The following is a 15174-nucleotide window of genomic DNA, read 5'->3' as shown; positions in this document are numbered from 1 at the left end:
TTTTTTGCATAGCTTTAATCGTAAATTGAAGTTGTTCTTCATTAATAAAGTTTAGATGTTTTTCATTTCATTTGAATAGGATGCATATAAATTTGGCTTTAGTTCAACAATGATTACTTAACAAGTCAAACGTAATATTTGTTAATAAAAAATGTACTAAAATGTACCTCACCTATAATACATGAGGCCATTCTTTAACATAAGAACGACCTCACTTTTACTACTCAAATATATTTATGTAATTGATTTATAGATTGTCTAGAAATTTATGATTATCTCATTTAAATTTTGATTTGGCGAAAGATTCATCTTCTTGCGTAGTCTATAACGACTATTTTCTACAGCACGGACTGATAAATTCATTAATGAAGCTATCTCTTTCGACTCTAAATTAAGCCTCAAGCAGGCACATAATCTCAGATCATTTGCTGTTAATTCAGGATACTCAGTTTTCAGTTTCTTGAAGAAATCATTATGTTTTTCTTCAAAAGCAATCATGAATGATTTCCAATCAGCCTCATGATCTACAGTGTCTATTAGCGAGTCTATCTTCTTTATTATTTGAAGTACATCTTTATTGGTTGCAGTTGGTCTAAACACATCAACTATATCTTTTACTTTCATGATTAGCTCATTCTTTTGAATAATGAAGGATGTTTGAGTTAGTAATTCTGCACTTTTCAGTTCTAACTTATCTTGTAATTCACTAGCCAATGATCTTAATCGTTTGGTTTCACGTGCTCTAATCTTTTGTAGATGCAGATTCCTATATCTTCTGAGTATCAATGACCAGATAAAATAGAATGTTAGCATGAAAATTATGACATAGGCAAAAAATGCCCATATTGTTGCGTGCCATGGTGGAAGTATCTCGAATTTATATTCAATCTGTTCCGAAAAATTTCCGATATTATCTTTTGTCCTTAAGAATAGGGTGTATTTACCTGTAGGTAATCGTGCATACGATATTTTATTTATGTTTTCTTTTTCTAACCAATCAATATCAATTCCTTGAAGCTTGTATTGGAATGTGATATTGGGAGAAAAAGCATCGGGTGATGAAAAGCTAAATGTGATTAGATGTTTGAAACTGTTTTTTATTTTGGCATTTGCACTTATCTCTAAAAAATGTTTCTCACCTTTGATGTTGGATGATTCTACTGCCGATAGAAACGGAGTTTTTAATTTTATTTTTTGAGTAAATCCTGCAGTTGAATCTGATTTTGTATAAATCAAGAAGCCGTTATCAAGACAAATTAATGTTTGATTCGAATTTATGTTGGATGCATTTTCACTATTGTTTACGAGATAGAGATTCCCTTCGAATGTGAAGTTATCTAGAATTTCGGCATTGTATCCATCGAATTTAAATCTGTAAACAGCATTTTTACCTAGGGCCCAGAATTCATGATCGGCCCCCGATATTATATTTTTTATTCCTTTTATCGATTTGAAGCACTCATTCAGGATAGTACTTGGTACTATGCTATCATGTATATCGTCATATGTATAGAAGCTATTATTGCCATAAAGCATAATCCGACCACCGATTTTAAATATTTTTAGTTTATAGGGTAGTCCATCTCCACTATCGCCTCCGTAGTATTTGTAGCTTTCGATTTCAGTTAAGTCTTTATTTAAGCGACAACGATATACTCCTTTGTTGAAGTGCTCTAGCCATAGATTATCCAGATGGTCATCCATAGCTGTTAATATAGGTTCTTTAATCTTAGAAGATATATAGATTTTCCGAGTATCAGGGTGTAATATTCTTACCGAGTAATATGTTGGCAAAATGATGCTTTTCTGGTTATATATATTTATGTTATTCATGTCATACAATCCTATATCTACCGAAAAAGCGCTTTGGATAGTTAAATTCGGATTGATTTTTAGAAGTCCACGATTATGACAACAATATAGTTCTTCACCCAATTTATTCAGCTTCCAGACTTGCCCTTGAGTACCTTCTACAAATTTTAATTTATCTAAGGTGGATGGTTGAGATAAGTCGGTTGTATTCAGGTAAAATACTCCTTGATTTGTAGCGAGAAAGAGCTTATCTTTCCAAATCTGTGCATCGTATACAGTCGGAGTTTTACCGTAAATATCAGTATAACAGTCAATATCATTTATGTAATGAATATTTGCAAGTCCCCTATCCATGGCTACCCATACATTCTTACGACTGTCTTCGAAAAGTGATAGGATTGTATTATTCTGGAGTGTATTATCAGCCGATAATCTATTTAGTATATTACCTTTAGTATCAACTTCGTAAACTCCGCCCAGAATAGTCCCTAGCATGTATGTACCTGATGATGTTAGAATCCCGCAATTAAGATCTTTGGCATTGAGTTCAGATGTCAGTACTGGATTCCATGTCGAAAAGGTTTTACCGTCATAGATATATAGGCCTTGTCGTGCTGTACCTATAATTATCTTGTCTCTACCATATGGCAGGATAACCCGAACGTCAGTTTTTTCAAGGAAGTCACTTCCTTCTATTTTCTCTAGCTTCGACCCTTTTAATCTGAATAATGGACCTTGCATCTGTTGTACATAATATTCATCGCGTACTTTCGACAGAAATAAGAAGCCGTTTTCAGATGTTATACTTGTTATGTTTTTGTAGTCGTAGACATATATCGTGTTGAACGACTGAAAATATACTACGGAAGTGTCTATCCATATTTTCCAAAAATCATCATTCCTAAAACTAGATTTATCAATACTATCGCTCAGAGATGTGTATATGAGTTCTCCGGATATATCTCGATCCCATCTGCCGAATTCTTCATAACCACCTGTAAATATCGTATTATGTGATTTTACGGCTAGAGATCTAAGAATAGGAGCTTTATTCATTTTGTATAAAGTCCATTCAATACCATCATATTGGAGTAACCCTCCGTCATTACCAAAGTAAAGTATACCTCTTTCATCTTCGCCTATAGCCCAGTTTTTATTGTCAGCATTATAACTCTTGCTATAAATATTAACAACATATGGTTTGTTTGCAAATAGTATCGTTATATGTAAAAGCAATAATATTGCTATTGCAGCTCTTTTTATGTAAAACATGAAAATGATTGATTAAATGATACAATAAGAAAGTATGTCTTTCGTAGATATATTTTGTCAAAAATACAAATTTTTTATTTTATGGATATCATAACTAAAATTGGACATAGATTGATGGACAAGAAATGGATGAGGTTAGCTATCTTTGAATACATATGTCTGGTATAGAAAGCAAAGATGAAGAACGTATCGGTACGATACTTCCTTGCAAAGAAGCGCCTCGCCTGCTGAATAGGTTTGAAGGTAAATTTATATTCAATAGTCTAAACGTCACGAATCCGTCACAGATAAAGAAAAAAGGTTTAGAAGTATTCTAAACCTTTGATTTTCAAGTGACCTCAGAGGAATTTGAACCATTGACCTACTGATTAAGAGTCGCAATTGGCTAGTTTCCAGATGTTTTCTTCTCTTTTAAAGTAGTCAATGGGTTACTGGTTCCCAAGCTGTTATGCGATTTTTGATTTTCTCTCGTTTACATCCTTTTTCATTGTTTCTCTGAAGTTTGTATAAAATGTGTGTAATGAAGCGTACCCTGGGGTAATTTTTCAGCATTGGCTACTCCAGTTTTTTTAATTACTACGATTAGATATTAGCTAGATTATGCTCTCTTTTTAATTTATAGCCATTTTATTTGTGTTGTCGAATGAGATAATTAGTCCCGTTTTTAAGCTTTTATTGAGTCTTATATTTTATACAATAATCAACTCTACCCCTTCTTCCTCTATCAGTTTCTTCATAGATTCACTGATACCCGAATCGGTTATGATCACATCTATTTTGTCCAAATCGCATATTTTACCAAAACCTCTTTTCCCGAATTTTGATGAATCACATAGCACGACGGTCTTTAGAGCAACATTCATCATTGCCTTGTTTAGTGCTGCTTCTTCCAGATTAGAAGTTGTAACTCCAAAAAGCGGATCGATACCGTCCACCCCAAGAAATAATTTGGAGCAGGCAATTTCTTTTAAAAAGCCTATAGTATAGTTGCTGACAACCGACATCGAGCGGCGACGATAATTCCCCCCCAATTGCAATATGCTGATATTCTCATTTTCGCTCAATATTGAGGTTGCTTTAATGGATGCTGTTACAACCATCAATGGGCTTTCTGTATTTATTTGTTCTGCAAAGGCACAAATTGTAGAACCAGAGTTTACAATTATAGAATCGTTTTCTGTTATCAATTTAGCTGCAGCTATACCAATCTTTCGTTTCTCATCAATTCGAATCTTTTCCTTTTCTGTAACATTTCTATCTCCCATGTGAGGATTTACAGGACTGGCGCTTCCATGTGTTCTGTATAGCAAGCCTTTTTCTTCTAGTAGCTTGAGATCTTTTCTAATTGTAACTGTTGTGACATCCAGTTCTTTCGCTATATCTACTACTTTGATAAAACCCTCTTTGTTTAAAGAGTCTAAAATATATTTATGTCTTTCTGCAATACTAAGCATATGTTATCATAATTAAATATATAAGCAAAAAAACGAAAATAAAAGGATATATCAAAATAGATTAATATTAAAATTATATTCAAAAAGAAAAGAATACGAAATATAATTCTTCGTTTTGTTGCTTTTTAAAATAAAAGAGATTAGATTTGCAGACAGATATATAAAGCAAATTTTCCTTTTAACGCAATTTTCCTTTTGTTTCATTGCATTATTGACTTAATAATACAGTGTAAATAAAAAAACAACTCGATTAAAAACCTCTTATCTCACAACAGTAATGAATAACAACAGCTCGAAAGTTGAAATAGCACTAAAAGCCGCAGACGAAACCAAAGCTCTTAAGATTGGATTCGGTAATATTAACGAGGTTGCCGAATTATTCAAGGAGCAATTCCCTGATCAGGTGGCCGTAATTATAGCCGATATAAATACCTATAGAGTTGCGGGCGAAAAAGTTAAAGCAATATTAGATGGTGGTGGAGTCAAGCAGGAGGCACCGTTTGTATTCGATGATGAAAATCTTTATGCAGAATATAAATTTGTAGAAAAGCTTGCAGATTCCCTTAAAAAGCACAAAGCAATACCAATAGCAGTTGGATCGGGTACTATAAATGACCTAACTAAGCTCGCATCTTTCCAAGCTGATAGACGATATATGTGTGTTGCTACTGCCGCCTCAATGGATGGATATACTGCCTTTGGGGCATCGATTACGCATGAGGGGGCAAAGCAGACCTTCAGTTGTCCTGCTCCACTTGCCTGTTTGGCCGATATCGAAGTCATTAGTCAGGCCCCAAGTGAAATGACGGCTTCAGGTTATAGTGATCTTTTTGCTAAAATTACAGCTGGTGCAGACTGGATTTTAGCAGATAGTCTAGGTGTAGAACCTATAGATGCACAGGCATGGAGTATTGTTCAAGATGGGCTTCATGATGCGTTGGCAGATCCTAAAGGAACTCTTGAAGGGGATAAAAAAGCAATAAGTGATCTTACCGAAGGCCTTATGCTTGGAGGATTTGCAATGCAATGGTCTAAATCAAGTCGCCCGGCATCAGGAGCTGAGCATCAATTTAGTCATCTGTGGAATATGGAGCATCACACTAATAATGGTGAGCAAATCTCTCATGGATTTCAGGTTGCTATTGGAACATTGGCGATTACGGCTCTGTATGAAGCGATGCTTGCTTCTCCGATTGAAAAGCTAGATGTAGAAGCTTGCTGTAAGGCATGGCCTACTCCAGAAGAGTTGGAGAAAGAAGCGGGTGAGATATTTAAAGATACAGATTTTCCTCAAATCGGAATTGTCGAAACAAAAGCGAAGTATGCTAACAAAGAAGAGTTGGCTATTCAGCTTGCAACACTTAAAGATAATTGGCCTGCTATAAAAGAAAGATTGTCAAAGCAGTTGATATCGTACGACGAGGCGAAAAATAGGCTGGCGTTAGTCGGGGCACCTACCGAACCTGAACATATTGGATTAACTAGAAAATATCTACGTGAAACATTTGTTAGGGCTCAATATATCCGTCGCCGATTCACGATTTTGGATGTTGCTGTAAGAGCGAATATGCTCGAGGAATGGCTTGATAAGTTGTTTGGAAAAGGCGGTATCTGGGAAATTTAATCTCTTTCAGTGCCGATTTTAGACTCATTAGAAAACAAAAGCTCTAAACATATGTTTACATACATGGATAAAATGGGATTCAATACCGAATCCCTATTAAGCTCTGGGTTGAAAGATATAAAGCATGTCGCCCTAGATATGGACGGAACGATATATAACGGAAGTACATTATTCCCTTTTACGATACCCTTTCTGGATAAGTTAAAAGAAATGGGAATACAATATTCGTTTCTGACTAACAATCCATCGAAGAATATTAACGATTATCTTCAGCATCTTTCAAGAATGGGGATAGAAGCCTCAGTTGAAGAGATGTATACCTCTGCTAAAGCAGCGATCTCTTATATACAAGGACATTATCCTGATGTTAGAAAATTATTTATCCTCGGGACGCCTAGTATGATATCGGAATTTGAATCGGCAGGGTTTGTGTCAACGGAGGATGATCCGAATGATGTGCCAGATATGTTGGTTGTTGGTTTTGATATGACGCTCAATTATGCCAGATTGTGTCGCGCATCGTGGTGGGCTAGCAAAAAGAATATCCCATACATAGCAACCAATCCTGATAGAGTTTGCCCGACAGATAAACCTTTGATATTGGTTGATTGTGGCTCGATAACAACGTGTATAGAGCATGCTTCGGGAAGAAAACCTGATGTTGTAATAGGGAAGCCTGATCCTAGGATGTTGGATGGAATATTGGAAAAATATAATCTTAAACCTCAAGAGGTGGCTATGATAGGTGATCGAATATATACTGATGTCAGAATGGCATATAATGCCAATGCGGTTGGAGTGTTGGTTATGTCTGGAGAAACGACAATGGATATAGTGAAAGAATCTGATCTGAAGCCGGATATTATTGCCGAAAATCTATCGGAATTTTTAGAGATGTTGATGTCCGCAAAAAGATTAAATTAAGATAATCCTGAAAAAGAAAGAAATAGAACAGTTTAAAAAGCAATTTTAAGTATATAAAGAAATACTATCTTCGTTTCCTTTTCTTTTTTGATGTTTATTTTTACTTTTTGTTTGTTTTTATTTGTTTTGTTTCGTTTTAATAGTATATTTGCCCTATAAATATTTCGAATAATAAAAAATGCCTTCTGTGGCAAAATAACTACTGAACCAATACCATGAATAGTTTTGTTATAGGAATAGACTACGGAACAGACTCGGTCAGAGCCATACTGGTAGACGAAAATACTGGCGAAGAAATAGCGTCATCCGTATCAGAATACAGAAGATGGAAAGAAGGTCTTTTCTGCAACTTCGAAAAGAATCAATTTCGCCAACATCCTCTTGATTATGTTGAAGGATTAGAGTCGGTAATTAAAAGTTTGTTGTCGGAAAATCCAGAAGCAGCGAAACAAGTAAAAGCGATTGCAATAGATACAACTGGAAGTACTCCATGTTTTGTTGATAAAAATGCAACTCCACTAGCTTTACTCGATAAGTATAAAGATAATCCAGGAGCAATGTTTACCCTATGGAAAGATCATACAGCAGTAAACGAAGCTGAGGAAATCAATAATCTTATTGCCGGATGGCATATTGATTATTCGAAATATTCGGGAGGAAGCTATTCTTCTGAGTGGCTATGGTCTAAAGCATTACACCTTCTTAGGCAAGATAATTCTTTGCGCGAAGATGCATACAGTATAGTCGAGCATTGCGACTGGATACCTGCACTGCTTACAGGAGTAAAGAAAACTGAAGATATCATGCTCGCAAGATGCTCGGCGGGACATAAAGCAATGTGGGCATCAGAGTGGGGCGGATTTCCTTCGGTGGACTTCTTATCGAAGCTTGATAATCAGTTAGGTCAGTTCGTCTCAAGAATGAATTCTGAAACATATACATGCGACCAGTCGGCAGGAACACTTTCTGAAGAATGGGCTCAAAAACTTGGATTGTCACAAGATGTAATAGTTGGTATTGGAAATACTGATGCTCATGCAGGTGCAGTAGGTGCAGGAGTAAAATACAATACACTAGTACAAAATATGGGTACATCTACATGTAGTATGGTTGTAATGCCGGCGTCCGAAGTGGGTAATAGTCTTGTAGCCGGAATCAGTGGACAAGTTGATGGTTCTATTATACCCAATATGATCGGATTCGAGGCGGGGATGTCAGCTTTTGGCGATGTGTATGCATGGTTTAAAAGACTGATCACGACAAGCACATCAGAAATAATTGAAGAATCATCTGTAATAAATGATCTGCAGAAAAAAGAATTAATAAGAGAGATTTCGGAAAAAATACTTATTCAACTAACCGAAAAAGCTCTCAGAAAAATAAACGAGAACCCAACTGTATACGCTACGGATTGGTTGAATGGTAGACGTAATCCATTCCTCAACTACAATTTGAAAGCTACAATTACCGGCCTTACTTTATCCAGCAAAGCCGAAGATATTTATGCTTCGCTAGTAGAAGCTACGGTTTTCGGAATTAAAACCATTGTTGATCATTTCAAAGCCAATAATGTAGCTATAAAAGAAATTGTAGCCATAGGAGGAGTACCTCTCAAATCAGCTTATGTAATGCAAATGTTATCCGACGCTTTGAATATGCCTATTCGTGTTCCAGATTGTAGTCAGGCTTGCGCCCTAGGTGCTGCAATGTTTGCATCGACACTTACGGGAAAATACAAAGATGTTACCGAGGCTCAAGAAAGATTTTCAAGGCCTGATCTTACAACTTATCATCCATGTAAAGAACAATCCGAGAAAATCAATAAACGATACGAAATGTACTTGAAATTAAAACGACATACAGAAAATCAATTTAATATATAGGTCTTAGAATAAAAAAAACACCAAAGGAAATTTTGTTTATATATCATCAAGTTAATTAAATACGAACCTAAACTAATATCAAATGAAGAAGTTCAAAAAATACTTTTTTGATTCGCTGAGCTTAACAAAAATATCTAAGCTTAAGTACTCGGCAGTCTTCTTAATTGCATTCGGACTGATGTCATCCTCTATCACTGTAAAAGCTGATATAAATAGTTCAGTGAAAGGTGTGTCTGAAGCAAAGCAAAGTGCTAATAAGCAAGGAACTATTAAAGATGAATCAGGTGAAGCTATTATTGGAGCAACTATCAGAGTGAAAAGTTCTTCAAAAGCTACAATATCGGATATTGATGGTAATTTCTCAATCGAAGCTCAAAAAGGCGATATTCTGGAAATAACATACATGGGGTACGAAAACCAGATCGTACATATTACAGAAAAAAATAACTACGAAATCGTCATGCGCGAAAAATCATTTGAAATTGATGAAGTTGTAGTTGTTGGATATGGAACACAAAAGAAAGCAAATCTGACGGGATCTGTTGCTTCGATCAGTGCTGATCGTATAACCGATCGTCCAATAGCACAAGCCACTGCTGCACTGCAAGGGTTAACATCGGGAGTTACAGTAACCACTACAAGTGGAGCTCCAGGTTCCGATGTTGGTGCAATACGTATCCGTGGTGTAAGCTCATTTACGGCTGCTGCTGCCGCTCCTTTGGTTTTGATTGATGGAGTACAAGGTTCTTTGAATGATGTAGACCCCAACTTAATCGAGTCTATATCTGTATTGAAGGATGCTGCATCAGCGGCAATATACGGTTCGCGTGCGGCCAGCGGTGTTGTATTGGTGACAACCAAACGATCAAGCGAAGAACGTTTTTCGGTAAACTATAGCGCATATACTGGATGGCAAAAACCAACCAATCTTCCAAAGAAAGTAAATGCGATAGACCATATGAACATGATCAATCTTGCAGCTCAAAATTCTGGTTCATCGCTGCTATTCCCTGAAGATAAGATTGAGCAATGGAAAGAAGGTCAATATACCGATCCGGACAATTATCCAAATACTGATTGGCAAGATCAGGTTCTGACCGGATCAGGATTTATGCAAAGTCATTTCATCTCTATGAATGCGGGGTCGCAGAAGATAAAAGTAAATACTTCAATAGGATATTTGGATCAAGATGGTATTATTGAAACAGCTAACTACAACCGCTTCACTTTTAGCAATAACTTAGACTTTCAAGTCGATAAAAAACTGAATGTAAAGCTTAATCTAAGATACGTAAATACGAATACAACAGAACCCGGAGTTAGTAATAGTACTGTATTCTATATGGTTAACCGCTTGCCGGCTACACAACCCGGAATCCTATCTAATGGTCTGTATGGAGAAGGATGGAATGGTAACAATCCTATAGCAATGACCAGAGATGGAGGTTCACGTGAAAAGCGTATCATGACTTTGCAAGGAACTTTGCAAATTAATTATAAACCGGTTGAATGGTTAACAGCAGATGTGTCATACACACCAAAATTGTTAACTCTTGACAACAATAATTATAATAAAGCTGTCGTAAGTTATTATCCTACAGGCTCAGTGGCATTTACAAGACCTGCTCAGACAGAGTTGACAAAATCTCACGAAAGACGTATGGCTAACACTTTGATAGGTACGTTGACAGCAGATAAAACATTCAACAAAATACATAATATCAAATTCTTGGCAGGTGCTTCATACGAAGACTATGCTTCAGATGTATTTCAAGGTTCCCGTGTAGGATCATACTTCCCTGACTATCCATATCTTGGAGCTATGGTAAAAAACTCGGATACAGATGCTACTGGTGGTGCTGCTGAGTGGGTATTATTGTCATTCTTTGGACGTATCAATTACGACTATAAGTCTCGTTATCTCTTCGAAGCAAATGCACGTTACGATGGATCTTCACGCTTTGCAAAAGGTAATAAATGGGGATTCTTCCCTTCATTCTCTGCTGCGTGGCGTATGTCTGAAGAGCCTTTCTTCGAAGGAATAAAGGATGTTGTAGACAACTTGAAGTTCAGAGCGTCATGGGGCGAATTAGGTAGCCAAACTGCTGCCGGAAACTATGACTTCGCATCTCTTATGGCTCTAGGAACAGGAGCTATGGGTGGTGAAAACATCCCTCTTGCAGCATTAAATAATATGGCAAATCCTTACTTAGTTTGGGAATCTTCAAGAATGTGGAATGTGGGATTGGATGTTACATTGTTCAATAAACTGAATATCACAGCTGAGATGTATAATAAACTTACTGACGATTTGTTGATGACAGTAGATATCCCTCTAACAGTGGGACTGAATGCACCAATGATGAATGCCGGTAAAGTAAGAAACAGAGGTTGGGAAGTTATGATCGACTATCGTGACAATATTGGTAAGTTCAACTATAACGTAGGTTTCAATATTTCGGATGTTCGTAATAAAATACTTGCATTTGCTGGAACCCAAAGTAATAGTGTGATGAAAAATATAAAAGGATATTCAATTCAATCTCTATTTGGCTACGAAGCAATTGGATATTACCAAACAGAAGAAGATATAGAAAAATATGCTACTACATCGGGATCTACTAAAACAGTAGGCTTGGGAGATATCATCTATCGTGACAGAAACAATGATGGTATTATCAATCAGGAAGATGAAATAAAAATTGGAGAAACGATTCCTCGTTATACTTATGGTATAAATCTTGGAATGGAATATCAAGGTATAGGTTTAGATATGTTCCTTCAAGGTGTAGGTAAAGCTGACGGATATTTGAGTGACTCTGCAATTCAGCCTTTCTATGGTGGTGGTACTGCTCAAGAGCAACATAAAGATTATTGGACACCAGAGAACAGAAATGCAAAATTTCCTCGTTTGACTTATGGGGATGGAGGAAGCAACTTCGTTAGATCTTCATTCTGGAGAAAAGATGCATCTTATCTTCGTCTGAAAAACATACAAGTTAGTTATACTTTACCAAAAGCAATCACTCGCAAATTCAATGTAGATAGATTACGTTTCTATGTAGCTGGACAAAATTTATTTACTCTAGATAATTTCTGGGATGGTTATGACGTAGAAACTCCAGCAGGAAATGGACGTACATATCCGCAAGTGAAAACATATACAATCGGATTTGATATTAAATTCTAAATAGCTGTCATCATGAAAAAAACATATATATATATATTCTTAATATCGTGCCTGAGCATCGCTTTTACGAGTTGTGATAGCTTGCTCGACAAAAAACCTTTGGAATTTCCTTCTTCTGGTACTTACTTCAAAAATCAAGTAGAAGTAGAATTAGCATTAAATGGTTGTTACAAACAACTGTGCTGGGATCTAAAATCAGCTCGTCCTTGGCCAGTAATTATGGACGTGACTACAGATATTTCGTGGCATCGTGCCTCGCATGGTGTTCAAACTCTTGGTAACGGAACTGCTGTAAGCAATAATGCTGCTGCTACAGCTGCATGGACACAATTATATAAAGGGATTGGAAGAACAAATTTATTGCTTACTAATCTTGATGCAGTTCCTGAATTGTCGGATGAGTTTCGTCTACAAACAGATGCAGAAGCCCGTTTTGTAAGAGCGTTAAATTATTTTTTACTTGTTCAGCTTTTTGGCGATGTTCCTAAAATCACATATGTGGTCGATTTGAATGATATGAACACAGCTCAGACTCCTAAAGCTGAAGTGATAGAATGGATTTATCAAGAATTGGACGAAATAAAAGATGCACTTCCTGTATCATATCCTGATGGTAAAAGTGCCCCAATCAGAGGCCGTGCGACAAAAGTATCTGTTTTGGCTCTAAAAGCTCGCCTTGCATTATGCAACGGAGAATATCAAAAGGCAGCAGATGCAGCAAAAGAAGCTATAGATTTAGGATTCTATGAACTACATCCAAAATACGAAGAACTATTTAACTACGCAGGAGAATATTCGAAAGAAATTATTTTCTCTCTTCAGTATCTAAAAGGTGTTGTTGTGCATGCAAACTCAAATTTCTTGTCTTCTCGTTTAGGAAAAGGAGTATCTAACGAAGTACCTACTCAATCAATGGTAGACTCATATGAGTGTATTGATGGGCTTACGATTGATAAATCGCCACTATTCGATCCTCAGAATCCGTACGAAAATCGCGATCCACGTCTTGCTAAAAGTATTGTATATCCAGGTTCGGTATTCTATGGATACGAATTCCAAGTAGATGGTAAAAAATATCCTAAAGTTTGGAATTATAACGAAAATCCGGCAAAACAAGTTGCCAATGCTGACGGAACAAATACATATGCTACATTTACAACATATTTATGGCGTAAGTGGACTGATGAAAAAGATATGGCAGATGATGAAAACTGTGATGGGGATATAGTTGTGTTCCGTTTAGCTGAGCTTTATCTAATATATGCTGAAGCAAAAATAGAATTAAATAAGATTGATCAATCTGTACTCGACGCTATTAATAAAGTGAGAGCCAGAGCTTACGAAGTTGACTATACAGCAACAGATCAATACCCTGCAATCACAACAACTGACCAGGAAGAACTGCGCAAAGTGATTCGTCGCGAGCGTAAAATAGAATTAGCAAACGAAGGACATCGCCTATTCGATATCAGAAGATGGGGAATTGCCGAAAAAGTAATGAACGGAACCAGACTTGGAGGTATCAAGACAGAATTGCTAGCAAATGCTCCTATGCTTGACGAGAATACAACAGCAGACTACTCTAATGTTGCGAACAAAAACAAGATGAGAGTGTTGGAAGAAATGGTTTTCGATCCTGAAAAACATTATTTGTGGCCAATTCCTCTAGCTGAAATAGAAACTAATAAGCTGATAAAACAAAATCCGAAGTGGTAGGAAAATAACTTAATGTATAAATAAAGAAATATGTCATTTTTAAGCGATCCAAATAAAAGACGTTGGTATATCGTTGCAACGATATTCATTGCAATCATATGCAACTATCTGGATAGACAGCTATTGTCGATACTGAAACCCGTCATTAAAGATGCCTTCGAAATAGGCGACGATGGCTATGCTCACATTGTAAATGTATTCATGATATGCTATGCTATCATGTACCCGATAACAGGTTGGTTGGTCGATAAATTCGGCCCTAAAAAAGTGATGTTTGTTGGTATTCTAGGATGGTCTATCGCCTGTATAGGCGGTGGGCTATCCACTACCGTCGAGCAATTCACGTTCTTCCGCGGACTATTAGGTTTGGCCGAACCGACAATATTTGCAGGCCAGATTGTAGCCGTAACCGTATGGTTCTCGGGAAAACAGCGAGCAACAGTTAACAGTCTTTGTGCAGCAGGAGGTTCGATAGGAACGGTGTGTGCTCCGATGTTGATTGCATGGTTAGCCGCATATTTTCCTTGGCACGATATCTTCATTATTGCGGGAGCTATCGGTGTAGTTATTGGTATTCTATGGTGGTTTATATACAATGATCCTCCAAAAGAAGTACTTGCAATAACACAAGCTGAAAACAATGCACATAATGTAAGCAATACTCAATTTACATGGCTACAATTGTGGAAAACTCAGAGTATGTGGGGCTGTCTTTTGATCAGATTCATTAGCGATCCGGTATGGTATTTCTGCCTTTTCTGGTTACCAGGATATCTTCAAGAAGATTCGGGACTGACATTGGCTCAAGTAGGTTGGGTTGGTTGGATACCATTTTTCTTTGGTGCAACAGGAGGCGTATTGACATCAGCATGGTCTGATCGTATGGTGAAAAAAGGAATGTCTCCACTCAAAGCCCGCAAGGTAATGATGAGTATAGTTGCTTGTTTTGCACCGGTATGTATACTTACTCCATATTTTCATCATCCGGCAGCAGTATTAGTAATATTCAGTATCGTAGCTATTGTCTGCCTGAGTTGGCTATTTACAATAAATGTAGTGATTGCTGAAGCTTTCCCCGTTAAGAATGTGGCAAGTGTAGTTGGAATCACAGCCGGATTCGGAGCTGTAGGAGGAGCAATTTTCAACTATTATGTAGGTCAACTTATCGGAAGTGTCGGTGCTGGTACTATATTTGCTATTATGGGAGGATTACATCTGATCTCTGTACTTGTACTTTGGAAAATGACGAAACATGAGAATCCCAACAAATTAAAATTATCAACAAACAACTAAAGTATA

9 protein-coding genes are annotated in these 15174 nt (G+C 36.8%); 7 read left to right on the top strand and 2 right to left on the bottom strand.

Going from position 1 to position 15174, the window contains the following annotated elements; translation table 11 throughout:
- Positions 1–258: 258 nt before the first annotated feature.
- Positions 259–3084 carry a triple tyrosine motif-containing protein gene (locus C1A06_RS12075; RefSeq protein WP_101690469.1) on the bottom strand — a complete coding sequence of 942 codons (2826 nt, stop codon included), beginning with the start codon at positions 3082–3084 and terminating at the stop codon, positions 259–261.
- A 155-nt stretch (positions 3085–3239) separates the two neighbouring features.
- On the opposite strand from C1A06_RS12075, the gene C1A06_RS15100 reads away from it, so the two are divergent.
- Positions 3240–3401 carry a hypothetical protein gene (locus tag C1A06_RS15100; RefSeq protein WP_159461416.1) on the top strand — a complete coding sequence of 54 codons (162 nt, stop codon included), beginning with the start codon at positions 3240–3242 and terminating at the stop codon, positions 3399–3401.
- 372 nt (positions 3402–3773) lie between these two features.
- Here C1A06_RS15100 and C1A06_RS12070 read toward each other — a convergent pair whose 3' ends face one another.
- Positions 3774–4538, bottom strand: a complete 765-nt coding sequence (locus C1A06_RS12070; RefSeq protein WP_101690468.1) for a DeoR/GlpR family DNA-binding transcription regulator — start codon at positions 4536–4538, stop codon at positions 3774–3776.
- 277 nt (positions 4539–4815) lie between these two features.
- Between C1A06_RS12070 and C1A06_RS12065 the strand changes: the two genes are divergently transcribed.
- From C1A06_RS12065 to C1A06_RS12040, 6 genes are all read left to right on the top strand, one after another.
- Positions 4816–6162, top strand: a complete 1347-nt coding sequence (locus C1A06_RS12065) for a sn-glycerol-1-phosphate dehydrogenase (protein WP_101690467.1) — start codon at positions 4816–4818, stop codon at positions 6160–6162.
- Positions 6163–6213: 51 nt separating this feature from the next.
- Positions 6214–7086, top strand: coding sequence for an HAD-IIA family hydrolase (locus C1A06_RS12060; protein WP_101690466.1), 873 nt, complete (start codon positions 6214–6216; stop codon positions 7084–7086).
- A 215-nt stretch (positions 7087–7301) separates the two neighbouring features.
- Entirely contained in the window at positions 7302–8969 is a 1668-nt protein-coding gene (locus C1A06_RS12055) for a ribulokinase (protein WP_101690465.1), read from the top strand.
- An 82-nt stretch (positions 8970–9051) separates the two neighbouring features.
- The gene (locus C1A06_RS12050; protein ID WP_101690464.1) at positions 9052–12159 is read left to right on the top strand and encodes a SusC/RagA family TonB-linked outer membrane protein; all 3108 of its coding nucleotides are present in this window, start codon (positions 9052–9054) and stop codon (positions 12157–12159) included.
- A 12-nt stretch (positions 12160–12171) separates the two neighbouring features.
- A complete protein-coding gene (locus tag C1A06_RS12045) occupies positions 12172–13875 on the top strand; it encodes a RagB/SusD family nutrient uptake outer membrane protein (protein WP_101690463.1) in 1704 nt (567 codons plus the stop codon).
- 30 nt (positions 13876–13905) lie between these two features.
- The gene (locus C1A06_RS12040; protein ID WP_101690462.1) at positions 13906–15168 is read left to right on the top strand and encodes an MFS transporter; all 1263 of its coding nucleotides are present in this window, start codon (positions 13906–13908) and stop codon (positions 15166–15168) included.
- Positions 15169–15174: the final 6 nt, after the last annotated feature.

This window comes from Dysgonomonas massiliensis (assembly GCF_900240225.1).
Lineage (GTDB): Bacteria > Bacteroidota > Bacteroidia > Bacteroidales > Dysgonomonadaceae > Dysgonomonas > Dysgonomonas massiliensis.
Note: the sequence above shows the minus strand (reverse complement) of the source record. Positions and strands in the feature narration are given on the sequence as shown.

Excerpts from the sequence above, each read along its gene's own strand:
- C1A06_RS12050 (WP_101690464.1), top strand. The coding sequence starts at position 9,052 with ATGAAGAAGTTCAAAAAATACTTTTTTGATTCGCTGAGCTTAACAAAA.
- C1A06_RS12045 (WP_101690463.1), top strand. The coding sequence starts at position 12,172 with ATGAAAAAAACATATATATATATATTCTTAATATCGTGCCTGAGCATC.
- C1A06_RS12040 (WP_101690462.1), top strand. The coding sequence starts at position 13,906 with ATGTCATTTTTAAGCGATCCAAATAAAAGACGTTGGTATATCGTTGCA.
- C1A06_RS12060 (WP_101690466.1), top strand. The coding sequence starts at position 6,214 with ATGTTTACATACATGGATAAAATGGGATTCAATACCGAATCCCTATTA.
- C1A06_RS12075 (WP_101690469.1), bottom strand. The coding sequence starts at position 3,084 with ATGTTTTACATAAAAAGAGCTGCAATAGCAATATTATTGCTTTTACAT.
- C1A06_RS15100 (WP_159461416.1), top strand. The coding sequence starts at position 3,240 with ATGTCTGGTATAGAAAGCAAAGATGAAGAACGTATCGGTACGATACTT.
- C1A06_RS12070 (WP_101690468.1), bottom strand. The coding sequence starts at position 4,538 with ATGCTTAGTATTGCAGAAAGACATAAATATATTTTAGACTCTTTAAAC.
- C1A06_RS12055 (WP_101690465.1), top strand. The coding sequence starts at position 7,302 with ATGAATAGTTTTGTTATAGGAATAGACTACGGAACAGACTCGGTCAGA.
- C1A06_RS12065 (WP_101690467.1), top strand. The coding sequence starts at position 4,816 with ATGAATAACAACAGCTCGAAAGTTGAAATAGCACTAAAAGCCGCAGAC.